Consider the following 22527-nt stretch of genomic DNA (forward strand, 5'->3'; position numbering starts at 1 on the left):
TAGATACGCCATGCCAATGGATGAAATCGCCCTCGACCATCACCACGATGCCCACGACCACAAGCCAGGCTTCTTCAAGCGCTGGTTCCTGTCGACCAACCACAAGGACATCGGCACACTCTACCTCATCTTCGCGATGTGTGCGGGGGTTGTCGGTTACACGCTGTCAGGTCTGATCCGCTGGGAACTGGCTGAGCCGGGCATCGGCCCTATGCTCTGGATCGTCGAGCACCTGCAAGGCGTGCAGGGCGATGCGGCTATTACGCATGCCAAGCAGTTCTACAACACGGTCATCACCTATCACGGCCTAATCATGATCTTCTTCATGGTCATGCCTGCCCTTATCGGTGGTTTCGGCAACTGGTTCGTGCCGCTGATGATCGGCGCGCCGGACATGGCCTTCCCTCGCATGAACAACATCTCTTTCTGGATGACGGTTGCTGCGTTTGTCCTGGCCTGTATCTCGATGACGGTTCCCGGCAACTCGGCCGGTAATGGTTTCGGTGGTGGCTGGGTGCTCTATCCGCCGCTCTCGTCGACGACCGGCCACCCCGGCCCGGCCATGGACGTGCTGATCCTGTCGCTCCATACGGCCGGCATCGCGTCCATCCTTGGCGCCATCAACTTCATCGTCACCATCCTGAACATGCGCGCCCCTGGCATGACCATGCACAAGATGCCGCTGTTCGCCTGGGGCGTTCTCGTCACGGCCGTGCTGCTTCTCCTGTCGCTGCCTGTCCTGGCGGGTGCGCTGACCATGCTGCTGACCGACCGTAACTTCGGCTCGCAATTCTTCAATCCGGCCGGCGGCGGCGACCCCGTCATGTTCCAGCACCTGTTCTGGTTCTTCGGTCACCCTGAAGTCTACATCATGATCCTGCCGGCTTTCGGCATCGTCAGCCACATTGTCTCGACCTTCTCCAAGAAGCCGATCTTCGGTTATCTCGGCATGGCCTATGCCATGGTGTCGATCGGCGTCATCGGCTTCGTCGTGTGGGCTCACCACATGTACACAGTCGGCATGAACGTGGACCTGAAGGCCTACTTCATCGCGGCCACCATGGTCATCGCGGTGCCCACCGGCATCAAGATCTTCTCGTGGATCGCCACGATGTGGGGCGGCTCCATGGAGTTCAAGGTCCCGATGCTCTGGGCCATCGGCTTCATCTTCCTGTTCACCGTTGGCGGTGTGACGGGTGTGGTTCTGGCCAACGCCGGTATCGACCACGCCCTGCACGACACCTATTACGTCGTGGCGCACTTCCACTACGTGCTGTCGCTCGGCGCCGTGTTCGGCCTCTTCGCTGGATGGTATTACTGGTTCGAGAAGATGTTCGGCATCAAGTACAATGGCTTCCTCGGCGGCCTGCACTTCTGGCTGATGTTTGTGGGTTCGAACGTTCTGTTCTTCCCGCAGCACTTCCTCGGTCTCCAAGGCATGCCACGCCGCTACATCGACTATGCAGACGGCTTCCACACCTGGCACTTCGTGTCGTCCATCGGTTACGCCATCACGCTCGTCGGCACGCTGGTCTTCTTCATCGGCCTCATTGAAGCCGTGGTCCGCCGCCGCAAGGGTGAAGCCAACCCATGGGGTGAGGGCGCCACGACGCTGGAATGGACGCTGCCTTCGCCGCCACCATTCCACCAGTTCAACGAACTGCCCCACGTTACGAACAAGGGCGGCCACTAATTCGCCCTCGCCGCGGTTTGGCTTCGGCACCGTGGCAGGCCCAAATCACGAAGCGGCCCTGCGCTGAAAAGGCGTATGGGCCGTTTCGCTTGAATGCCCCATAAGGCTCCGACCATGACAGACGCACCCGCCACACCTGCAAAGCGCTACGCCACCGCGAGCGACTATGTGAACCTGATGAAGCCGCGCATCATGATGCTCGTCGTCTTCACGGCGGCGGCTGGCCTGATTGCGGCCTCCAGCGCCACGCATACGCCGATCAATCCACTGATGGCCGTTATTGCGCTGCTTGCGGTTGCGCTTGGATCGGGCGCGGCTGGCGCGATCAACATGTGGTTCGACTCCGATATCGACGCGATCATGACGCGCACCGCGACACGCCCCATCCCATCTGGCGCCGTGCCGCGCGAAGAGGCGATTGCCATGGGACTCATCATGTCCGGCGTCTCGGTCATGCTGATGTGGCTCGCGTCCAACTGGCTGGCGGCGGCGCTGCTCGCCTTTTCCATCTTCTATTATGGCGTCATCTACACAATGTGGCTGAAGCGCTCGACGCCGCAGAACATCGTCATCGGTGGCGGGGCAGGGGCATTCCCGCCAGTTATTGGCTGGGCTGCCGTCACGGGCAATACGCCGCTCGACGCTTGGATCCTGTTCGCCATCATCTTCTTCTGGACGCCGCCGCACTTCTGGGCGCTCAGCCTGCTGGCCCATGGCGAATACGAGAAGGCGGGTGTGCCGATGCTGCCGGTCACGCATGGCGCCAAGGCCACCCGTCTGCAGATGCTTATCTACACGATCCTGCTCGTACCGCTCGCGCTTGCGCCTGTGGTGACGGGCCTTGGTGGCTGGATATATGCCGTCACGGCCGGTGTGCTTGGGGCCGTCTTCCTCTCCTATGCCGTGCGGGTTTTCCTGTCCAAGGCAGGCGACGATGACTGCACCGGCGCCGAGAAGAAACTGGCCCGGTCCATGTTCCTGTTCTCGATCCTCTATCTCTTCGTCGTGTTTGCCGCGCTGATCCTTGAACACGCGACCGGATTGTATTTTGCCGTAAAGGGCTTCTGAGATGACGGATTCCAAAGAGCCCTATGAGGGCGAGTTCATCCCGGCCGCGCACCTGACGCCGGAAGCGGTCGCTGCCCGCAAGAAACGCAATCTCTGGCTCGGCCTTGCCCTGCTGGGCTTTGTTGTTCTCGTGGCCATCACCACAATGATCCGCCTGGCAAACGCCAATCTCAGCGAAGGCGCTGGCTTCTATTACAGCAATAGCGGCGGGAGCGCGCGCGAAGACGAGCGCATGCCGATTGATGACCAGCCGGCCCTTCCGCCGGGCATGACGCAGGACCAGGCCGCGCCGCCTCCCGGTCTGGAGCCTGAAGGATCGCCAGAATGAAACTGTCGAATGTCACCATCGGCCTCATCGCGGCTGGCGTTTTCACCGGCATGCTCGGCCTCGCCTTCATGGCAGAGCCACTTTACAAGAGCTTCTGTCAGGTCACCGGCTTTGGCGGCACCACGCGAATCGCCACCCGCGCCCCCAAGGAAATCCTCGATCAGGAAATCACCGTCCGATTCGATGCAAACGTGGCCGATACGCCGCTGACCTTCCGCCCGCTGCAGCGCGACCAGGTGGTCAAGATTGGCCAGCACGGTCTCGCCTTTTTCGAGGTCGAGAACCCGACTGACAGGCCGATTCGGGTGATTGCGAGCTATAATGTGACGCCGCACTTCGCCGGACCGTATTTTTACAAACTGGAGTGTTTCTGTTTCGAGGAGCGCGTTATCGCCCCTCATGAATCGAAGAAACTGCCGGTCGTTTACTTCATTTCGCCCGATATTATCGATGATCACGTGGCCAATCAGCTTGAGACAATCACGCTGAGCTATACGTTCTTCGACAGTACCGAGTACAAGGGGCCGCTGAAGCAACAGGCGCAGGGTGCGGCGAATTCGGCCACGCCCGGCTGAACCTGTTGCGTTTCGCCTGCGGAGCGGGCTAAACAGCGCAAAGCTATACGTGATAATTTCAAGGGGTTTCCCAAGCCATGTCCAGCGGCGACGTCAAACACGACTACCATCTCGTCAATCCCTCCCCATGGCCACTGCTCGGTTCATTGTCCGTTGTGGTTCTGGCCCTTGGCGGTGTGACCTTCATGAAGGGCCTTTTCGGTATGGAAAAGGGCACCATGTGGCTCATGGCCCTGGGGTTTGCCATGGTCATCTGGGTGATGATCGGCTGGTGGCGTGAAGTCGCCAAAGAGGGCGCTCTCGGCGATCATACGCCGGTTGTGTCCATCGGCCTGCGTTACGGCATGATCCTGTTCATCGCGTCGGAAGTCATGTTCTTCGTGGCATGGTTCTGGGGCTTCTTTGAATTCTCGATCTTCGAGCACGCCCGCGTTGGCGACACATGGGACGCAACCAACCCGCTCTATGCTGATGCGCTGGCCCGTTTCAAAAGCTGGCCGCCAGCTGGCGTCGAAACCTTCGACCCCTTCCACCTGCCGCTGATCAACACGCTGGTCCTGCTCCTGTCGGGCACCACGGTCACTTGGGCACACCACGCGCTGCAGCATGATGATCGCTCGGGCGCCAAGCTTGGTCTGCTGATTACGCTCATCCTCGGCATGGCGTTCACCGCGCTCCAGGTCATCGAATATAGCGAAGCCGGCTTCACCTATGACGGCACGCTCTATGGTTCGGCCTTCTTCATGGCGACCGGCTTCCACGGTGCGCACGTTGTCATCGGTACAATCTTCCTGGCAGTCTGCCTGATGCGCCTGATGATGGGCGGCATGAGCGCGAAGAAGCATCTCGGCTTCGAATTCGCGGCCTGGTACTGGCACTTCGTTGACGTGGTGTGGCTCTTCCTCTTCGCCTTCGTGTACGTTGCACCGTACCTGATTTTCGAGGGCGGCAAGTAAGCGCCTTCCTGCGAACCTGAATTCATTCCAGGCCCGCCGGCGCGTCGATCCGCCCGGCGGGCCTTTTTCATAAAAGGCCCCCACTGCCATGTCCTTCCGCCCGCTTCCGGTGCTCACGTTTTTCACGCTGGTCAGCCTCGTGATCCTCGTCCTGCTGGGGAACTGGCAGTATCGGCGCTTCAGCGAAAAGATGGCGCTCGACAATACGCCCATCGCCTGGACCAATATTGATGGCAATGTCGTGCCCGGCAGCGAGGCCATGGTCTATTCCTACACCGATGGCAGCGCCGCCTGGCGCCGGGTCGTCGCGATCGACACGGGCGAGGAAGTCGTCTTCACGCCCATTGAAGTTCTCTACCAGGTCGAGCCGCCGCAACCCTGCCTCGGCCCTGATTGCGGCGCGGGTCTCCGATTCGCCGCGCGTGGCCTCTACCAGAGCCCGCGCGGGCGCAACGCCTTTACCGGCACGGACAGCCCGGAGACGGGCATCTTCTATACGCTGGACCCGTCCGTGCTTGGCGCGCTGCTGCCGGCGGATGATGCCGCCCGCGTGCACGGCCGCGTTTTCGAGCCTGATACCATCCAACTGACCGAGAACGGTCGCTCAATGGCCGGGGAAAACCCCTTCGCGCGGGCCAGACCGGACAGCGAATTGCCCCCGCAGCGCCATTTCGGCTATGCGATTACGTGGTGGGGGCTCGCCATGGCGCTGCTCGGCGTGTATCTCGCCTTCCATTACCAGAAGGGCCGCCTGCGGTTTCGCAAAGGGAGCGATGCGTGAAATACATTTCGACACGCGGACAGGCTGGGCCTGTTGATTTTACAGGTGCTTGCCTCGCGGGCCTCGCGCCCGATGGCGGCCTATATGTGCCGGAGAGCTTTCCGCAGATTACCCCGCCAAAGGCCGACGAGCCCTATGCCCATGTCGCCGCGCGCATCCTGTCGGCCTTCGCTGGCGATGCGATTCCCGAGGCAGACATGCTGGCCATGTGCGAGCGGGCTTATGCCAGCTTTGCCCACCATTCGGTCGCGCCGCTGACGCAGGCTGGCCCGGGCCTCTGGCTGATGGAACTGCACCACGGCCCGACGCTGGCATTCAAGGACGTGGCGATGCAGATCATCGCCCAGCTCTACGACTACATGCTGGCCAAGAGCGGCAAGCGCCTCTCGATCGTCTGCGCCACGTCCGGCGACACCGGCGGCGCCGCAGCAGCGGCCTTTGCCGGGTCGAAGCATGCCGACCTCTTCATCCTGCACCCGCACGAGCGAATTTCGCCTGTGCAGCGCCTGTTCATGACCACGACCGGCGCCAGCAACGTCACCAACCTCGCGCTTGATGGCGACTTCGACGATTGTCAGGCGATCGTGAAATCACTCTTCGCGGACAAGATGTTCGCCGAGGATGTCGCCCTCTCCGGCGTCAACTCGATCAATTGGGCCCGCATCGCGGCGCAGTGCGTCTACTATGCCACCGCGCAGGCAGCTCTCGGTGGCCGTATCCGCTTTGTGGTGCCGAGTGGCAATATGGGCGATGCGCTGGCTGGTTATGTCGCCGCGCGCTGCGGCCTGCTCACCGGCGGATTCGAGATTGACTGCGCCGTCAACGAGAATGACGCGCTGGCCCGCCTGTTCAATGAGGGTGTTATGTCGCGTGCTCCGGCTGTCGCAACGCCGAGCCCCGCCATGGACATTTCCGTGCCCTCGAATTTCGAGCGCCTGCTGTACGAGGCCACCGGCCGCGACGCCGACGCCGTGCGTCAGGTCTATGACGCTTACAAACAGTCCGGCGAGGCCACATTGCCGGACAGTGCCCGGACCCGCCTTGGCTGTGTCGGCATCACGGCCTCAGCCGTGAGCAATGTGGACACGATGGCGGAGATGAAGCGTTTCGAGGGCGAGACCGGCTGGCTGATTTGCCCGCATACGGCGGTCGGCACCTACCAGGCCCGCCAGACCCCGCGCAGCGACGTTTCGACTGTTGTGCTGGCCACCGCCGCCGCCGCGAAATTTCCTGAAACGGTTCTGGAGGCGACGGGCCTTGAGGCGCCGCTGCCGCACAAGTGCGGCCCGCTGCTGACGCGCGGCGAAGTGTTTGACCGGCTGCCGGCGGATGTCACGGCCGTGCGAAAGGCGATTGAAGCCAAGGCCCGCGCGAGCGTCTGATGGCTCTTCCGCTGCGCGATACGTTGATCACGGGTGACCGTGTCGTACTCGTTCCGCCGCGCAGGTCTGATTATGACGAATGGGCATCCCTGCGCACGGCCAGCCGAGCCTATCTCGAACGCTGGGAACCGCTCTGGCCGGGCGATGCGCACTCGAAAGCCGATTGGGCGCGGCGCCTGAAAGTCTGGACGGCGGCCTGGAAAGAGGGGCGCGCCTATGTGTTCCTGATCCGGCGGATGTCGGACAATGCGCTGATCGGCGGGATCTCCCTGACCCATGTGCGACCGTGGCCTGCGTCGAGCGCCAGCCTCGGTTACTGGCTGGGGCAGGAGTTCGAAGGCCATGGCTATATGCGCGATACGGTCAGCCTGATCTGCGATTGGGCCTTTGCGCGTCTCGCCCTCTGGCGCATCGAAGCGGGCACGCTGGCCGAGAACAATCGGTCACGTAATGTCCTCGAGGCGGCCGGGTTTGAGGAAGAGGGGTATGCTCGCGCCTATCTCGAGATCGCAGGTGAACGCCGCGACCACGTCCTTTTCGGGCTCGTCAGGCCGCAAAATCAAAGCTAGATTCAATTCAATGGCCACACCCCCTAGCACGCAGCCTCATGGCAACTGGCATTGGCATGCGCCGACGCAGCGCCTCGTTATCGATGCGCCAAAGGCGACTGTGCTGTCTGAACTGACGGGAGAATGGTCGATTGATGCCTTCGAGCAGATGTTGGAAGGCCTTAGCCGCGGGAGACTGGCCAAGGCCTTTGGTACCGTAGACGGGCCGGTGCGCTGCGCCCTGCGCCTGTCGAGCGGACGTGACGTGCACCTTGTCGGCGCCTTCGTCAGGCGATCCGAAGCGCGGGGCCTGTTGTTGGTCGGTGATGATTTCCCGGAGATAGACCCGTCCGACCTGCAGCCGGGACCGGATCTTGCGCCCGTCTTCCAGCCAATCATTTCATTGCGTGACGGACGCATCGCCGGTTTCGAAGCGCTCGCCCGCTGGGACGGTACAGAAGGCACGTCGCCTCCCAGCCGCTATGAGGACGAGGCGCTGGCCTCCAACATGCTGATCCGGTCGGCGGAAACATTGGCCATGCTGCGCGAGACATCGGGGCGCGATGATGTGTTCATGCATGTGAACCTGACGGCACGAGACCTGGCGCGCGGAACCTTTCCTGCGCTCGTCGAGGCGCTGATGAATGGCTACAACTTGCCACCGCGCGCGCTGCGTATCGAACTGACGGAACAGGCCGCGCTGCGCGATGCAGGGCATGCGCTGTCAGCGGCGATGGCGCTGAAGGCTGTGGGCGCCGGGCTGGTGCTTGATGATTTCGGGACGGGGCATTCCTCGTTCGCCTGGCTGGCGGACCTGCCCGCCGACAGTTTGAAGATCGACCATGGCCTGACCTGCCGCCTGGGTCAGCTGCGCATCGATACAATCCTGACGACGATCACGCTGCTGGCGAGCCGGCTTGGCATGACGAGCACGGCTGAAGGCATCGAAAACAAGGATGACGCGGTGAAGCTGCGTGGCCTTGGCTTTGATCATGTGCAGGGCTTCGCCTTTGCCCGGCCGATGAGCGCCGAGGCGGCGGCGGCTTTTCTGGTCGGCTGATCAGGCGCTACCGCCCTCGACATGGAGGCGGCCCGAATCAATTCCCATCCGGCCTAGCGCGTGACGCCATTTGAGGTCGTGGCCTTCACCGAAGACGAGATCGTCATCCGGTTCACCAACAATCCAGGCATTGGCCGCAAGTTCGATTTCCAGCTGTCCGGCGCCCCAGCCAGAATAGCCAAGCGCCAGCACGGATTTGCGGGGCGCGGCGCTTGAGCCGATCAGCTGCAGCATGTCGCGCGTGGCCGTCATGCAGAAGGCGCCATCAATCTCCAGCGTGGCGCCTTCGCTGATGACATCATCGGTGTGGATAACGAAGCCGCGATCGGTATTGACCGGTCCGCCATCCAGCACGGGGGCATCCGGTACGCCGAGTTCCGTGGAGACGTCGAGCTGCTCGAACAGTTCCGGTAGGCGGATGCCTTCCATCGGCTTGTTCAGCACGATGCCCATCGCAAAGTCCGGCGAGTGCGCGCAGACGAGGATGACCGACCGCGAAAAGCGCGGGTCGCCGATGCTCGGCAGGGCGATCAGAAGCTTGCCGGTCAGGTCTGTGTCCATGGGCGATGAGGCTCCTTTTTCCCGAGGCTGGGGCAAGGCTGGCATTTTGGCAAGGGCGTTGCGCCTTGTCGCAGCAGCGCGTCGGCCCTATGTCCAAGGCCATATCAGCAAGGAGATACACAGATGAGCATCAAGGTTGGCGACAAGCTTCCAGAAGCAACTTTCATGGAAATGACCAGTGACGGCCCTCAGCCGCGCACGACGGCAGATGTTTTTGGCGGCAAGACAATTGCCCTCTTCGCCGTGCCGGGCGCCTTCACGCCGACATGCTCAGCCCGCCACCTGCCGGGCTTCATCGACAAGGCTGATGACATGAAGGCCAAGGGCGTCGACGAGATTGTCTGCACTTCGGTAAATGATGTGTTCGTCATGGGCGCATGGGGCAAGTCGGCTGAAGCTGGCGAGACCGTACGCATGCTGGCCGACGGGAATGGCGCCTTCGCTTCGGCGGTTGGCCTTGAGCTGGACGGTTCGGGCTTTGGCATGGGCCAGCGTTCGCAGCGCTATTCCATGCTTGTGAAAGACGGCGTCGTGGCGGAGCTGAATGTCGAGCAGGGACCGGAATTCAAGGTTTCCAGCGCGGATTACCTGCTCGGCCAGCTTTAGGCTCGTTGCGTAACATCTATTAAACAAATCAACATATTGTCGGCGCGTTCAGGGGGACTGGGCGCGCCGATTTCGTTGTTTTTTTATTGATTATCGGCAAACTGCCCCCCACATAAATACAAGAGATAATGGAGAGGGACACATGGATCCGGTTTATTTGGTTGTCGCGCTGATCGCGGTTGTTGGTTTCATCGGGCTGACGTCTGCGTTCAAGTTCGTGCCGCAAGGCTATAACTGGACCGTGGAGCGCTTTGGTCGCTACACGCGGACGCTGTCGCCCGGCATGTCGGTCATCATGCCGTTCGTCGATCGCGTCGGTCGCAAAATGAACATGATGGAGACCGTGCTGGACGTGCCCCAGCAGGAAGTCATCACCAAGGACAATGCCATGGTGTCGTGTGATGCCATCGTTTTCATTCAGGTGATCGATGCCGTTAATGCGGCCTATGAGGTCAACAATCTTCACAACGCAATCCAGAACCTGTCACTGACCAATATCCGTACCGTGGTAGGCTCGATGGATCTCGACGAGGTTCTCTCCAACCGGGACGATATCAATGCGCGGCTGCTGCACGTGATTGATGCGGCGACGAACCCCTGGGGCGTGAAAGTTACGCGGATCGAGATCGCCGATCTCAGCCCACCAGCCGACATTACAGAAGCGATGAACCGCCAGATGAAGGCCGAGCGCCTGAAGCGAGCGGAAATCCTGACGGCCGAGGGCGACAAGCAGTCGGCCATCCTCAAGGCCGAGGGCCAGAAGCAGGCGAAAATCCTGGAAGCCGAGGGTCGGCGTGAAGCCGCCTTCCGCGATGCCGAGGCGCGTGAGCGCGAAGCCGAGGCCGAAGCCAAGGCGACGGCCATGGTGAGCGAGGCGATTGCCAAGGGCGACGTCAACGCAATTAACTACTTCCTCGGACAGGCCTATGTTGCCGCCTTCGAGAAACTGGCGACCAGCCCACAACAGCGCACGGTGATCATCCCGGCTGAGTTCTCCAGCATCCTCGGAACGATCGAGGGCATTCGGGGCCTGACAAGCGCCGCGAAAGACGCGCAGGACCGTCCGCGGCCGCAGGGCGGCGCGGTGCCGCCGACGCGGCGACAGGACTAGGCCCCTAAACACAAGCGAGGAGACCCCAGGTCATGGAACAAATTCTAGGCGAACTGACTGTCTGGCACTGGCTGGCACTGGGCCTTGTCCTCTTTGGTATCGAGATGATGACCGGCACATTCGACCTGCTGATGGTGTCCATAGCGGCGTGGCTAACCGGGGGCTTTGCCTGGATTGCGCCGGAGGCCTATGCCGTCTGGCAGGGGCAGCTGGTCTTCTTCGGCATTGCGGCACTTGTGCTTATCGTCCTTGGGCGGACGCTGCTGTCCGGCGTGCGCAATCGCGGCGAGGAACACCCGACGCTGAACAAGCGCATGGTGAGCCTTGTCGGTCAGCGCGGGCAGGCGACGGGCGACTTTTCCGGTGGCACAGGCCAGATCCGGATCGGCGATTCCGTTTGGCGGGCCGAAGCCGCCGACCGGATGGTACCCATCCATGCCGGCGACTCGGTGGTCGTTGAAGGCGCGCAGATGACCACGGCCATTGTGCGCAAGGTGTAAGGCTTACTGGCCGGCCTTGATGAAGGCGCGTACGTCGTCTGACAGTTTCTTGCCGTCCTGTTCGGCGAGATACATCATGTGGCCGGCATCATAATAATCGTACTGGACGCGCTCTGGCACGATGCCGTTTTTCTGGAGGGCCATCTCGGCGCCGAAGAAGGGCGTGGCGAGATCGTACCAGCCGCTGGCCAGCAGTACTTTCAGCTCCGGGTTCTCCCGCATGCCCTTGCCGAGCCAGGGCGTGACGTTGACATATTCCGGCCAGCCTGAATCATTCGTGCTCCAGTTCCACTTGGAGCCGGGCTCGCCTGTCAGCACTTTATAAGGGCGATTGAAGTCTACTTTCAGTTCGCGGGTGAGATAGTCGTTGAGGGCGGCGACATAGGCGACATCCATGCCGTATCCGGACGGATCGTTCTCTGGCGAGTCGCTTGTGCCTTCCGGGTCTACCCCTTTGTAGCGCCCGTCAAAGCGGCCGACGGTGTAGCCTTCGCGGCGCAGGAGTTCCTTGCGGAAACGGGTCGGGTCAACCCGTAGCTTGGCTTGCTGGATCCACTCGGCCGAGACACCGAGATAGGCGCTCATGTCCTCGGCGATGGCTGCCTCCTGAGCAGGGCTGAGCGTGTTGCCGCGGATCAGGGCCGGGGCCAGCGTGTCTGTGGCATAGGTGCGGGCGTCGCGCAGGAACGCGTCGAAATTGCCGTTCCATTTCGCCTTGTCGGCCTTGCCATGATACCAGGCGATGGCGGCCTCGGATGGGAAATAGGCCAGGTGGGCGGTGTCGTTGCCGGGGGCGAATTCGCCGGTCTGGAAATCGAGGATCGCGGAGATGAGGATCACACCGTTGAGGCCGATGCCGTTCCAGCCGCCTTGGAGCTTTTCGGTGAGGGCTGCAGCGCGGGTGGTGCCATAGCTTTCGCCAGCGAGGAATTTCGGGCTGTTCCAGCGGCCATTCTCGGTAATCCAGATGCGGATGAATTCGGCGATGCTCTCAGCGTCCTCGTTGACGCCGTAGAATTCCTTGCCGTCATTGTCGCCGAGGGGGCGGGAATAGCCGGTGCCGACGGGATCGATGAAGACCATGTCGGTCACGTCGAGCAGGGAGTTCTGGTTGTCGCGGATATTGTAGGGCGGCGCGCCGACGCCGGAGGCATCAGAGGGCGTGACGACCTGCTTGGGCCCGAAGGCGCCCATGTGGAGCCAGAGCGAAGCCGAGCCGGGGCCGCCATTGAAGATGAAAGTGACGGGGCGCGCGCGGTCGCCGCCATCGCGGACATAGGAGACGGAGAAGATCGAGGCTGTCGGCTCGCCCTTGTCGTCGCGCAGATAGGTCTCGCTGGCGACGGTCTTGTACTTGATCGCGGTGCCGTTCAGCTTCAGCGTGTGGTCGGAGGCGAAGCGCTCGGGATTGGGGATGTCGGCCTTTTCCTTGGCTGCTTCAGGCTTGTCGGCTTTTTCGTCAGCAAATCCGGGTGCGGCCACGAGGGCCAGGCACAGGGCCAGAAAGAGTGCGCGCATCTTGTAATTCCTCAGTATTTCCATTTGGCCGGGACAGTACCAGCCAGTTGTCTGAGGGCAAGGCCAGAAGGAAGGTGGCCCCGCACCTGGTGGGATGCGGGGCCGATCGTCATGCCGTTTGAGGGGGGCTAGCCAGGCATGACGACGGAGTCGATGAGGTGAACAACCCCATTTGAAGCATCAATGTCGGTTGCAGTGACCGTGGCGGTTGCGCCGGTGGCATCCGTGAGGACGACATTGCCGTCGACGATGGAGGCCGTCAGGGGGGCGCCGTTCACGGTGGTGATCGTGTAGGTGCCGCCATTGTCGGTGATCGCCTGGACCAGATCAGCGGCCATCACTTCACCGGCTACAACGTGATAGGTCAGCACGGCGCTGAGCGTTTCCTTGTTTTCCGGCATGAGCAGCGTTTCGACCGTGCCGTCCGGCAGTTTGGCGAAGGCGCTGTTCGGCGGCGCAAACACTGTGAACGGTCCGTCGCTGTTCAGCGTGTCGACAAGACTGGCGGCTGCTACAGCGGCGACGAGTGTGGACAGATCGTCCGTTCCGGCGGCGACTTCAACAATGGTGCCGGCTTCAGGGGCGGTGTCTTCCATCATTGGCTCGGCGGCGGGCATTTCAGCCTCGACGGCCATTTCTGTTTCGGCAGCGGCCGGCGCGGCATCATAGTCGGCCTTGTCGGATGCGTCTTCGCAGGCGGCGAGCGTCAGCGAAGCGGCAATGGCAGTGGCGATAAAAAGGTGTGTTTTGAGGGGCATAAGTGTCTCTCCTGGCGATGCGCGTGTGTGCGCATACCCCTGTGTACGCAGGCGAGCGGAGACGGTTTACTTTTTGTTAAAATAAATTCTGGCGCCCGCTAGCCGGAATCCCACGCGCCATCGAGGGCTGCATCGGCGCCCCAGCAGACATAGGTGATCGCGGACCGGGTCAGCTCGCCCAGCGGGCGGCTGGCGCGGCCGGGCATCAGGCTGCGCGGTCGGATGGGGGAAAGGCGGGTAAGGCGGCCTGCCTCGCGGGCGCCGCGCAGGCGCGCGATAAGGCGGGCAAGCCGGGCGGCGTGGGCATCCGGGTCGGCCAGCACGGCGTCGAGGCGTGAGAGGCGTGCGAGCAGCGGCGCGGCAGGTAGCGGGGGCAGGGGCGCTTCGCTGGGCAGCGGGCGCCAGTCCATGCCGGAGCCGAAGACGAAGATGCGCGGGCCGAATTTGACGACTGGCATGGCGTCTGAGGGCAGGCGGATTGTGAGGGGTTCGGTGAGGGTGAATTGGGCTTGGGAAGCCGCCCCTGCCTTCGTCCCTGCCTTCGCAGGGAGAACGGGGCTTTTGTGTGTGGGGGAAGGGGTTGAATCGCCTGAGACCCCGGCTTTCGCCGGGGATGCGGGAAAAATGGGGGAAAGCGGCTCTTTCAGCGCGAGGATGAGCAGCATGCGGCGCACCATGGACTCGGCGGGGCGCAGGATGCGGAGAACCTCGTTATGCACATGCCGCGCGACGGTCTCCGCAGCCGGATCCTTAACCAGCTGCCGCGCCCACCAGGCAAGCTTCTTCGCACGCGGCCAGTTCCAGGCGAGCAGGTCGAGCAGGAGGGCGGGCGTGAATTGCATGCGCCGTATGATACGGGACGCGCGGAGGGGTGGGATAAGCTTTTGTTTTGCTTGGTCATCGCTGCGGGCTTCCGGATGGGGTGAAGGTTCGGTGACCCCTCACCCCCAACCCCCTCTCCCGAGGGAGAGGGGGCTTTTAAGACGCGCGCTCCCTTCTCCCTTGGGAGAAGGGTCGGGGATGAGGGGTGGCGGAATTTCCTACAGACCCAGACGTTCAGTGACGATGGCGAGCAGGTGATCCGCGCTTAGTGCTGTTTGTGTATCGACGCGAAGGAAGTGCCAGCCGCGTTGCTCGATGTGCGATTGGCGCCGAGCGTCTGCGGATCGGCCTTCGGGGCTATCATGGATGCTGCCGTCGATTTCGATAACGAGCCAGGCTTTCGGGATGGCGAAGTCGACGACATAGCCTGCGATAGGGTGTTGGCGCCGGACGGGGAAGCCGTCAGCGCGCAATGTGCGCAGGGCCTGCCATGCGGCGGCCTCGGGCGCGTTGGCCGTTTGCCTCAAGCGACGGGCGCGGCTGATATCCGGGGAGCGGGGCATGGGGACATCATGGCAGGGAATGATGCGTGTGGGGAGTCTGTGACCCCTCACCCCCGACCCCTCTCCCGCGGGAGAGGGGAGAAGGGCCCTAAAATGGTGACTTCGGCAGCGACAGCTTGAAGATGATGGCCAGTGCACGGAGGGTGAAGGCCGCTGCGAGGCCGCCGGTGAAGGCGGTGGTTTCGGGGAGGCCACAGGTGGCGAGGGCGAAATAGATGCCTGCGCCGAGGAGGGCGGCGGTGGCGTAGATGTCTTTCTTCAGGAGCAGCGGTTCCTCATTGGCGACGACATCGCGCATCAGGCCGCCAGCGCTGGCGGTCAGGGCGCCCATGATCAGCACTACGGCGAGGCCGTGATCGAGGCTCATGGCCTTGGCTGCGCCCGTGACGGCGAACAGTGACAGGCCGAAGGCATCGGCCCAGCGCAGGGGACGGAAGTTTTCCAGCCAGCGATGGCAGACGAAGGCCGTCAGGCCGCCCGCGATGGCGAGGAGAAGGGTCGGCGTATCCGACAGCCAGAAGACGGGCTGGTCGAGGATGAGGTCGCGCAGCGTGCCGCCGCCAATGGCGGGCAGGAAGGCGAGCACGATGACGCCGAACAGGTCCATGTCCTTGCGCACGGCGACGATGCCGCCGGAAATGGCGAAGACGAACACGCCGACGCGGTCAAACAGGGTAAGGATGAGTTCGGGGGACATGGGCCCGCTCCTGTGATGCGGTTGGACGACGCGCCTGTGAGCGGGTCTTCGCGGTATCATGGCAGAGAGCGGGGCGTGTCGCGAGTGGAGTTGCCCCTCACCCCCGGCCCCTCTCCCGAGGGAGAGGGGGGAGACTGAGCTAGCTCTGGGCTTCGAGCTTGTCTTGCGTCTTTGTGTCGAAGTCGCTGGCGTCGTGGCGTTCGCGCAGTTGCGATTCCGGCTTGCCGAAGGTGCGGTTGACCATCTGGCCGCGCTTGACGGCAGGGCGGGCGCCGACCTGTTTCATCCAGCGGATGACATTGGTGTATTCGTGTACCTGAAGGAATTCGCCAGCCTCGTAGACCGCGCCCGTGACGAGGGCGCCATACCAGGGCCAGACGGCCATGTCGGCAATCGAGTATTCGTCGCCGGCAAGGTAGTCATTGTCCTTGAGGCGGCGGTCCAGCACGTCGAGCTGGCGTTTCACTTCCATGGCGTAGCGATTGATCGGGTATTCGTACTTCTCCGGGGCATAGGCGTAGAAGTGGCCGAAGCCGCCGCCGAGGAAGGGCGTTGCGCCCATCTGCCACATCAGCCAGGAGATGGCCTCGGTGCGCTTGTGATGGTCGGTCGGCAGGAAGGCGCCGAACTTTTCCGCGAGATAGAGCAGCATGGAGCCGGACTCGAAAAGGCGGGTCGGCGGATTGGTGGAATGGTCCATCAAAGCCGGGATCTTGGAGTTCGGGTTGATGTCGACAAAGCCGGAGCCGAATTGCTGGCCCTCGCCGATATTGATCAGCCAGGCGTCATATTCCGCGTCCTTGTGCCCGGCGGCCAAGAGTTCCTCGAACATGATCGTGACTTTGACGCCGTTTGGCGTGCCGAGCGAGTAGAGCTGGAAGGGATGCTTGCCGACAGGCAGCTCTTTCTCGTGGGTCGGGCCGGCGATGGGGCGGTTGATGGCGGCAAAGCGGCCCCCGCTTTCCTTGTCCCAGGTCCAGACTTTCGGCGGGGTATAGGTCGGGTCGCTCATGTCGCTTGCTCCGTGGTTTTTGGTGTGGCGTTGGGCTTACATGTAGGAAGGCGCGGGCATTTGTGAATGACAATCCGGTGAGGGCCTATTCGGCGGGGCGGCCTTCATCGAGGAAGGCGATCACAGCGCGGGGGAGTTCGGGGTCGACCACGGCGCCGACATGGGTGCCGGTGAGGCCGTGATAGGTGGCGCCGGGGATGAGGGCGGCGAGGCCGGGGCCGGAGCCATTGTCGAGATCCTCGTCGCCGGTGAGGATGAGGGTTGGCACGTCGAACGTGGCGAGCAGGTCTGCGGGCGTATAGGTGCGGGCCGAGAGGGCGCCCAGATAACCTTCGAGTGTGCCGCCGGTGGCCTTGGCGCGGGCCAGCATGCCTTTCGCGCCGGGCGTGTCTTCGCCGGCGAGGGCTTCGAGTATGGCGGCGCGAAAGCCGGTGATGCGATCCGTGTTGAACTCGTCAGCGGCGGAGTCGCCTATGCCGCCAAGGGCCATGCGGCCGGTATTGCGGGAGAGGAGATGCCAGCGCAGGGCGCTGATGGCGCCCATGGAATAGCCGACCGTGGCGTAGGGGTCTTCGCCAAGGTGGGCGACGAGGGCGATCTGGTCGCGGGCGACGGCATCGCCGGGCCAGTCTTCGGGCGCGGCAGTGTAGGGCGAGGCGCCGTGACCGCGCAGGTCTGGCGCGACGACGTGATAACCGGCGTCGGCGATCTTCCGGGCGATGCCGGGCTGGAAATAGTTGAGGTCCGCATTGGCGGTGAAGCCGTGGAGGAGGATGACAAGGGGCCCCGTGCCGAGTGCCTGATAGCTGATCTGTGTGCCATCGAAGGATTCGTAAGTGTGCATTGTCGGGGCCTCCTCGGCGCGGGCAGTGGCGAAGGGGAGGAGGGCCAAAGCGAAGGCCAGCGCGGCGAAGCGGATCATGTGTCTCTCCCTTTTGTCGTTTCTTTTGCTGCACCTGACGCGGGGAGCGCGCGCGGGTCAAGCCTGACGCAAGGCCATGAAAAAACCCGTCCGGTTTCCCGGACGGGCTGAGGCGGGGGTAAAAGCGTGATTACAGGACTTCGAGCATTTCCTGGACCAGTGGGTGGCGGACGACGTCCTGCCCCTGGAGGCGGATGACGGCAGCGCCGGCCAGTTTTTCAAGCCGTTCGGCAGCGTTGGCGAGGCCGGAGAATTCCGGCAGCAGGTCGGTCTGGGCCGGGTCGCCGGTGATGACCATTGTGGAGTGCCAGCCGAGGCGGGTGAGCAGCATCTTGATCTGCGTATAGGTGCAGTTCTGCGCCTCATCGACGACGATGAAGGCATTGTTCAGTGTGCGTCCGCGCATGAAGCCGATGGGCGCGATCTCGATGACGCCTTCGGACAGCATATGCTTGAGCTGGCCGGGCGAGAGGCGGTCGGACAGGGCATCGTAGAGGGGGCGCAGGTAAGGCGCGAGCTTGTCTTCCATGGCGCCGGGCAGGAAGCCGATCTGCTCGCCAGCCTCGACAGCGGGACGGGAGAGGATGATGCGGGCGACCTTGCCCTTTTGCAGGGCTTCGACCGCCTTGCAGACGGCGAGGTAGGTCTTGCCGGTGCCGGCCGGGCCGAGGGCCGCGACGAGGGCATGGGTGTCCATGGCGTTCATCAGCTGGGCCTGGTTTTCAGACCGGGGTTTGACGGTTTTCTGGTAGCGCTGGGTCCGGTCGGCCTCACCATTATTGACGGGGCGGTTGCGGGTATCTGCATCGTCGGGATGCCAGCTGCGGCCTCCCTCGATAGCGTGGAGAAGGGGCGGCTGGCCACGACCGGCATCCTGAATCCAGGCAGTGGCTTTCACCTCTGATGCTGTTTTCATTCGCTTGGCGGGGTTGCGTTTACCCATGGGAGGACTCCTTGGTTCCAGGCAGAAAAAAAGCCGTCAGCAGAATTGCGGACGGCTTGGCGAAAAACGAGGGAAGAAAGGCCGGGCCGCCCTGAGGGCGGTGTGGCCAGTCCGGGAACATGCGCTCCCGGCGGCGAGGTGTGACCAGGTCTCTGGATGACCGTCTCCACGTCCGAATCTGTTGATGACTAAACACTAACAGGGTTATCAAATCCTTTAAGCGATATTCCGCAAGCGAAACGAGAGGACGAATCATCATGGCAATCTACCAGATAGGAGAGGTGCGCCCCACGCTGCCGGCAAGCGGAAACTATTGGGTCGCCGAGAATGCCCAAGTTATGGGCAACGTGATCCTGAAGGAGAATGCCTCTGTCTGGTATGGCGCCACTGTGCGCGGCGACAATGACCCGATCACGATTGGCGAGAATACGAACATCCAGGACGGTAGCGTGCTGCATACCGATATTGGCGCGCCGCTGACCATCGGGCGGGATGTCACCGTGGGTCATATGGTGATGCTGCATGGCTGCACGATTGGCGACGAAACGCTGATCGGCATTGGCTCGACCATTCTCAACCGTGCGAAGATCGGCAAGAATTGCATCATCGGGGCGCACACGCTGATCCCCGAAGGCAAGGAAATCCCGGACAATTCACTGGTAATGGGATCACCCGGCAAAGTGGTGAAAGAGCTGTCAGGCCCTCAGGTGCAGATGCTGAAGATCTCGGCCATGCATTATGTCGAGAACTGGAAGAAGCACCGGGATCAAATGACGCGGATCGACTAGATTTCGTCGGTGCGCTTGTAGCGGATGGCGAAACGCTTCTGCTCCACGCGCACCACTTCGCCGCGCACATTGCCCGCGATAACAATGTCGCCGACCAGCGGCGTCTCGTCTTCGGCCTCGAAACTGGCGCCTGTCAGCGAGATGTCGAGCACGCGGCATCGGATTTCGCTGCCGTCGCTCAGTGTGAGCACGGCTGGACCGGATGTGGCGACCCGCACGGCGGCACGATCTTCGACCAGGCTGAGTCTGTCCTTGTTGAACAGCCATGTCAGCCGGTCCGCGAGCTTGTCGCGTTTGTGCTGTGCGGCATTGAAATGCACCGCAAAGCCCTGAGGCACTGGGCGGATCACCGTGGCGGCGACGCGCCCGAGATCATTGAAGTAACAGACAATTTGTGCGCCGGGCTGAGGCTTGTGGGCGGACCGGATCATTGCGCCGGAGCAGGATATGTCGACGGTCCGCATATCATGATCGGCGCTGGTCTCATCGAGCAGTCGTCCGACGAGGCTGAGCGCGATACGCTTGTGGAGTCGCCTGTCCTTGTTGGGATTGATCAGCGTGCTTGTGCTGACCATTCTAGCATTGGGAACGGTCATTTCGTGCTCCTGAAAGCCGTGTCTCTCCAAGCATGTCCCACGGTGAGCACTTTACTTAGGTGGTTTTCGTTCACAAAGTGTTGCCGAAACAGGTCGGAACTCGCGTTCCCGGCGACATTACATTTCCCATACAGGGCGGAGCCAGACAGCCATGGAAACTTATGATTACATTATCGTCGGCGCCGGTAGCGGTGGCTGCGCCCTGGCAAATCGCCTGTCGGCTGACCCGGCGATCAAGGTTTGCCTGATTGAGGCGGGCAAAAAGGACAATGCGTTGATGGTGCGGATGCCGGCGGGCGTCGGTAGCCTGATCAAGCAGGCGAATGATCACAATTGGGGCTTTTATACCGAGGCCCAGAAGCACATGAATGGCCGCAAGCTCTACTGGCCACGCGGCAAGGGTTGGGGCGGATCGTCCTCAATCAATGGTATGGTCTATATTCGCGGCCATGCGGGCGACTATGACCAGTGGGGCCAGATGGGCCTGAAGGGCTGGAGCTATGCCGATGTGCTGCCTTACTTCAAGCGCTCGGAAGGCTATGAGGGTGGCAATAACGCATTTCATGGCGGCGCTGGCCCGCTGCGCGTTTCGGAAAGCCCGATGTCGAGCCCGATCTATCGCGCCTTCATCCAGGCGGGTGAGCAGGCCGGCTACAAGGTTACGGATGATTTCAATGGCGCCCAGCAGGAGGGCTTTGGCCGTTACCAGCGCACCATTCACAAGGGCGAACGCTGGAGCGCGTCGTTCGGCTACCTGCGCCCGATCGAGGGCGTGCGGCCGAACCTGACCGTGATTTCGACAGGACTGGTGACGCGCGTGCTGATCGAGAATGGAAAAGCAACGGGCGTTGAAGTTGTTGAAGGCAAGGGCGCGCTGACCCAGCAGATCCATGCCGACAAGGAAGTCGTGATCTGCGCGGGTGCGGTGCAGTCCCCGCAGATTCTGATGCTGTCAGGTATTGGTAATCCGGAACATCTTGACCGTTTCGGCATCAAGGCGACCGTGAAGTCGCCGGGCGTGGGGCAGAACCTGCAGGACCATCTGGACGTCACCGTGATCCACGAGATGACCCAGCCCGTGTCGGCCTATTCCCAGCAGAAGGGCATGAAGAAACTCGGCGTTGGCCTGCGATACCTCTATAACCAGACCGGCGCTGGCGCGGATAATTTCCTGCAGGCAGGGGCTTTCCTGAATTCGCGTGAAGGCCTGTCCATGCCGGACATCCAGCTTCACCTTGTGAATGCGATCATGATGGATCATGGCAACCACGACCCGCAGAAGGACGGCTTTACCGTTCATGCGTGCCAGCTGCGACCGGAAAGCCGCGGTACGATCTGCCTCGCCTCGGCGGATCCGTTTGCGCACCCTGCCATCGACCCGAATTATCTGGCCACGGAGGAAGATCGCCGCGTGATGCGCGAGGCCGTGAAAATGGTGCGCGATATTTGCGGGCAATCCGCTCTCAATGCATTGCGCGGTAATGAGATCATGCCGGGCGCGAGTGTCTCAACGGATGATGACATTGACAGCTTCATCCGCCGGATGGGCGAGACAATCTATCACCCGGTCGGCACGGTTGCGATGGGGACGAGCGAGTCGAGCCCGGTTGACGCAGAGCTGCGCGTGCGCGGTGTGGATGGACTGAGAGTGGTGGACGCGTCCGTGATGCCGACCCTGATCGGGGGGAACACAAACGCGCCGACAATCATGATCGCCGAGAAGGCTGCAGACATGATGCTGGGCAAGCGGGCGCTGGCACGCGAAGAGAGCCTGACGCCCGCCTGACCAGGTTAGGCGTTGGCGGTCACAAGGCGCAGTTGCGGACCTTCGGAACGGGTGTCTGGTGGCACCAGCATGGAGATGCGGTGGCGCCAGATGGGGCGGCCCTTGAGCATGGGTTCGCCGCCGAGCGTCTGGTAGAGACCGAGCAGGCGCGGTGTGTCGTTATGGGCGCCGCTGCCGGGGCGTACGAGCGGCATGAGCGTGATTTCGACTTCCACGCGCTGGCCCGTAAGGGTTTCGCCGCGTCCGCGGATAATACCGGGGGCGCCATCGAAGCGAACGGCTTCCATGAAATGCGCCATCATCTCGCGGTCGGGGCCACTCCAGAGCTGGAGGAAGTCATGATTGGTGAGATCGCGTCCGAGCAGGTCGGAAAGCCCCTGACCTGCTGTGCGGAAAAGCCAGCCATATTCGCGGCTATGCTGTACCACGAACAGTTGCGTGATCAGGTCCGGGTGCTCGGCGACGCGCGGGTCGTCGACTGTATTGGTGGAAGGCGTTCGGCCCATCCGGCGCCATGCGTCGACCAGGATCCGGGTATTGGGGTGTAGTGACCGGTCTTGCATGACTGGCATTCTCCGTAATTTATATTGACCCGACCCGGGCCATTCATGCGGTGCTATTCGCAATAAGCATTCCAGTTGCAGGAGTACGCGTTTGGCGAAATTCGCGCGGTTTCAACCTCAAAATTCCCCTCACAGGGCATGTTGGCGGGGACCCGGTATCATCATTGTGGGCGAGGGAGGGGAGATGACGTGCCAAGGCGAAACAGTTGGCTACATCCAGCCGGACTGGGGGCGCAGCAGGCCGGGATTGTGTCGGCGACGGAGGACTTGTGGCAGCCAGCATGACCGAAAATACAGAATGTACCCTTGCGCAGAATCGCGGCTCAGATACTTATTTGCTCACCGTCAAATAATCGCCGCGATCGTGTCCCGCGGCGTGGTGTAGCTGAC

General features: G+C 62.2%; 25 protein-coding genes. 14 read left to right on the forward strand and 11 right to left on the reverse strand.

Annotated elements, in window-relative coordinates; translation table 11 throughout:
* Positions 1 to 10 precede the first annotated feature (10 nt).
* From ctaD to HOC_RS08340, 9 genes are all read left to right on the forward strand, one after another.
* Positions 11 to 1693, forward strand: coding sequence for a cytochrome c oxidase subunit I (gene ctaD, locus HOC_RS08300; RefSeq protein ID WP_156950422.1), 1683 nt, complete (start codon positions 11 to 13; stop codon positions 1691 to 1693).
* Positions 1694 to 1807: 114 nt separating this feature from the next.
* Positions 1808 to 2761, forward strand: a complete 954-nt coding sequence (gene cyoE, locus HOC_RS08305) for a heme o synthase (RefSeq protein ID WP_035537527.1) — start codon at positions 1808 to 1810, stop codon at positions 2759 to 2761.
* 1 nt (position 2762) lies between these two features.
* A complete protein-coding gene (locus HOC_RS08310; protein WP_035537427.1) occupies positions 2763 to 3089 on the forward strand; it encodes a hypothetical protein in 327 nt (108 codons plus the stop codon).
* Positions 3086 to 3664 carry a cytochrome c oxidase assembly protein gene (locus HOC_RS08315; RefSeq protein ID WP_051624656.1) on the forward strand — a complete coding sequence of 193 codons (579 nt, stop codon included), beginning with the start codon at positions 3086 to 3088 and terminating at the stop codon, positions 3662 to 3664. Before HOC_RS08310 ends, HOC_RS08315 begins: the two co-directional genes overlap by 4 nt.
* Positions 3665 to 3741: 77 nt before the next feature.
* On the forward strand, positions 3742 to 4620 hold the full coding sequence (locus tag HOC_RS08320) for a cytochrome c oxidase subunit 3 (RefSeq protein WP_035537429.1): 879 nt from the start codon (positions 3742 to 3744) through the stop codon (positions 4618 to 4620).
* A gap of 88 nt (positions 4621 to 4708) precedes the next feature.
* On the forward strand, positions 4709 to 5401 hold the full coding sequence (locus HOC_RS08325; RefSeq protein ID WP_035537430.1) for an SURF1 family cytochrome oxidase biogenesis protein: 693 nt from the start codon (positions 4709 to 4711) through the stop codon (positions 5399 to 5401).
* The gene (gene thrC, locus HOC_RS08330) at positions 5398 to 6783 is read left to right on the forward strand and encodes a threonine synthase (RefSeq protein WP_035537432.1); all 1386 of its coding nucleotides are present in this window, start codon (positions 5398 to 5400) and stop codon (positions 6781 to 6783) included. Before HOC_RS08325 ends, thrC begins: the two co-directional genes overlap by 4 nt.
* The gene (locus tag HOC_RS08335) at positions 6783 to 7352 is read left to right on the forward strand and encodes a GNAT family N-acetyltransferase (protein ID WP_035537433.1); all 570 of its coding nucleotides are present in this window, start codon (positions 6783 to 6785) and stop codon (positions 7350 to 7352) included. Before thrC ends, HOC_RS08335 begins: the two co-directional genes overlap by 1 nt.
* A 10-nt stretch (positions 7353 to 7362) precedes the next feature.
* Positions 7363 to 8391 (forward strand): EAL domain-containing protein, encoded by a 1029-nt coding sequence (locus tag HOC_RS08340; protein ID WP_051624657.1) that lies wholly within the window; start codon positions 7363 to 7365, stop codon positions 8389 to 8391.
* Here the strand turns inward: HOC_RS08340 and HOC_RS08345 are convergent, their stop codons facing one another.
* Entirely contained in the window at positions 8392 to 8952 is a 561-nt protein-coding gene (locus tag HOC_RS08345; protein WP_035537435.1) for a YqgE/AlgH family protein, read from the reverse strand.
* 123 nt (positions 8953 to 9075) lie between these two features.
* Here HOC_RS08345 and HOC_RS08350 point away from each other — a divergent pair, with 123 nt between their 5' ends.
* The 3 genes from HOC_RS08350 to HOC_RS08360 all read left to right on the forward strand — a co-directional run bounded on the left by HOC_RS08350 (position 9076) and on the right by HOC_RS08360 (position 11169).
* Positions 9076 to 9558 (forward strand): peroxiredoxin, encoded by a 483-nt coding sequence (locus HOC_RS08350; protein ID WP_035537436.1) that lies wholly within the window; start codon positions 9076 to 9078, stop codon positions 9556 to 9558.
* Positions 9559 to 9700: 142 nt separating this feature from the next.
* Entirely contained in the window at positions 9701 to 10669 is a 969-nt protein-coding gene (locus tag HOC_RS08355; protein WP_035537440.1) for an SPFH domain-containing protein, read from the forward strand.
* A 32-nt stretch (positions 10670 to 10701) separates the two neighbouring features.
* Complete coding sequence (locus HOC_RS08360; protein WP_035537442.1) at positions 10702 to 11169, forward strand: NfeD family protein; 468 nt, start codon at positions 10702 to 10704, stop codon at positions 11167 to 11169.
* 3 nt (positions 11170 to 11172) lie between these two features.
* Here HOC_RS08360 and HOC_RS08365 read toward each other — a convergent pair whose 3' ends face one another.
* From HOC_RS08365 to HOC_RS08400, 8 genes are all read right to left on the reverse strand, one after another.
* Positions 11173 to 12687: a S10 family peptidase gene (locus HOC_RS08365; RefSeq protein WP_035537444.1), complete on the reverse strand. Its 1515-nt coding sequence runs from the start codon at positions 12685 to 12687 to the stop codon at positions 11173 to 11175.
* 128 nt (positions 12688 to 12815) lie between these two features.
* Positions 12816 to 13445, reverse strand: coding sequence for a fasciclin domain-containing protein (locus HOC_RS08370; protein WP_035537448.1), 630 nt, complete (start codon positions 13443 to 13445; stop codon positions 12816 to 12818).
* Positions 13446 to 13543: 98 nt separating this feature from the next.
* On the reverse strand, positions 13544 to 14287 hold the full coding sequence (locus HOC_RS08375) for a hypothetical protein (RefSeq protein WP_035537454.1): 744 nt from the start codon (positions 14285 to 14287) through the stop codon (positions 13544 to 13546).
* Positions 14288 to 14485: 198 nt separating this feature from the next.
* The gene (locus HOC_RS08380) at positions 14486 to 14830 is read right to left on the reverse strand and encodes an endonuclease domain-containing protein (protein WP_051624659.1); all 345 of its coding nucleotides are present in this window, start codon (positions 14828 to 14830) and stop codon (positions 14486 to 14488) included.
* A gap of 88 nt (positions 14831 to 14918) precedes the next feature.
* Entirely contained in the window at positions 14919 to 15527 is a 609-nt protein-coding gene (locus HOC_RS08385) for a trimeric intracellular cation channel family protein (protein ID WP_035537456.1), read from the reverse strand.
* Positions 15528 to 15666: 139 nt separating this feature from the next.
* The gene (yghU, locus tag HOC_RS08390; RefSeq protein ID WP_035537459.1) at positions 15667 to 16539 is read right to left on the reverse strand and encodes a glutathione-dependent disulfide-bond oxidoreductase; all 873 of its coding nucleotides are present in this window, start codon (positions 16537 to 16539) and stop codon (positions 15667 to 15669) included.
* 85 nt (positions 16540 to 16624) lie between these two features.
* Positions 16625 to 17461 (reverse strand): alpha/beta fold hydrolase, encoded by an 837-nt coding sequence (locus HOC_RS08395; RefSeq protein ID WP_084146218.1) that lies wholly within the window; start codon positions 17459 to 17461, stop codon positions 16625 to 16627.
* Positions 17462 to 17591: 130 nt separating this feature from the next.
* A complete protein-coding gene (locus HOC_RS08400; RefSeq protein ID WP_035537461.1) occupies positions 17592 to 18404 on the reverse strand; it encodes a PhoH family protein in 813 nt (270 codons plus the stop codon).
* A gap of 257 nt (positions 18405 to 18661) precedes the next feature.
* On the opposite strand from HOC_RS08400, the gene HOC_RS08405 reads away from it, so the two are divergent.
* The gene (locus HOC_RS08405) at positions 18662 to 19192 is read left to right on the forward strand and encodes a gamma carbonic anhydrase family protein (protein WP_035537464.1); all 531 of its coding nucleotides are present in this window, start codon (positions 18662 to 18664) and stop codon (positions 19190 to 19192) included.
* Here the strand turns inward: HOC_RS08405 and HOC_RS08410 are convergent.
* Positions 19189 to 19788, reverse strand: coding sequence for a PilZ domain-containing protein (locus HOC_RS08410; RefSeq protein WP_051624660.1), 600 nt, complete (start codon positions 19786 to 19788; stop codon positions 19189 to 19191). The two genes, HOC_RS08405 and HOC_RS08410, sit on opposite strands and share 4 nt — an antisense overlap.
* Before the next feature lie 151 nt (positions 19789 to 19939).
* On the opposite strand from HOC_RS08410, the gene HOC_RS08415 reads away from it, so the two are divergent.
* Complete coding sequence (locus tag HOC_RS08415) at positions 19940 to 21574, forward strand: choline dehydrogenase (protein ID WP_035537475.1); 1635 nt, start codon at positions 19940 to 19942, stop codon at positions 21572 to 21574.
* Positions 21575 to 21579: 5 nt separating this feature from the next.
* Here HOC_RS08415 and HOC_RS08420 read toward each other — a convergent pair whose 3' ends face one another.
* The gene (locus HOC_RS08420; RefSeq protein WP_035537478.1) at positions 21580 to 22137 is read right to left on the reverse strand and encodes a PAS domain-containing protein; all 558 of its coding nucleotides are present in this window, start codon (positions 22135 to 22137) and stop codon (positions 21580 to 21582) included.
* Between the last annotated feature and the right edge of the window lie 390 nt (positions 22138 to 22527).

It is taken from the genome of Hyphomonas oceanitis SCH89, from assembly GCF_000685295.1.
Classification (GTDB): domain Bacteria; phylum Pseudomonadota; class Alphaproteobacteria; order Caulobacterales; family Hyphomonadaceae; genus Hyphomonas; species Hyphomonas oceanitis.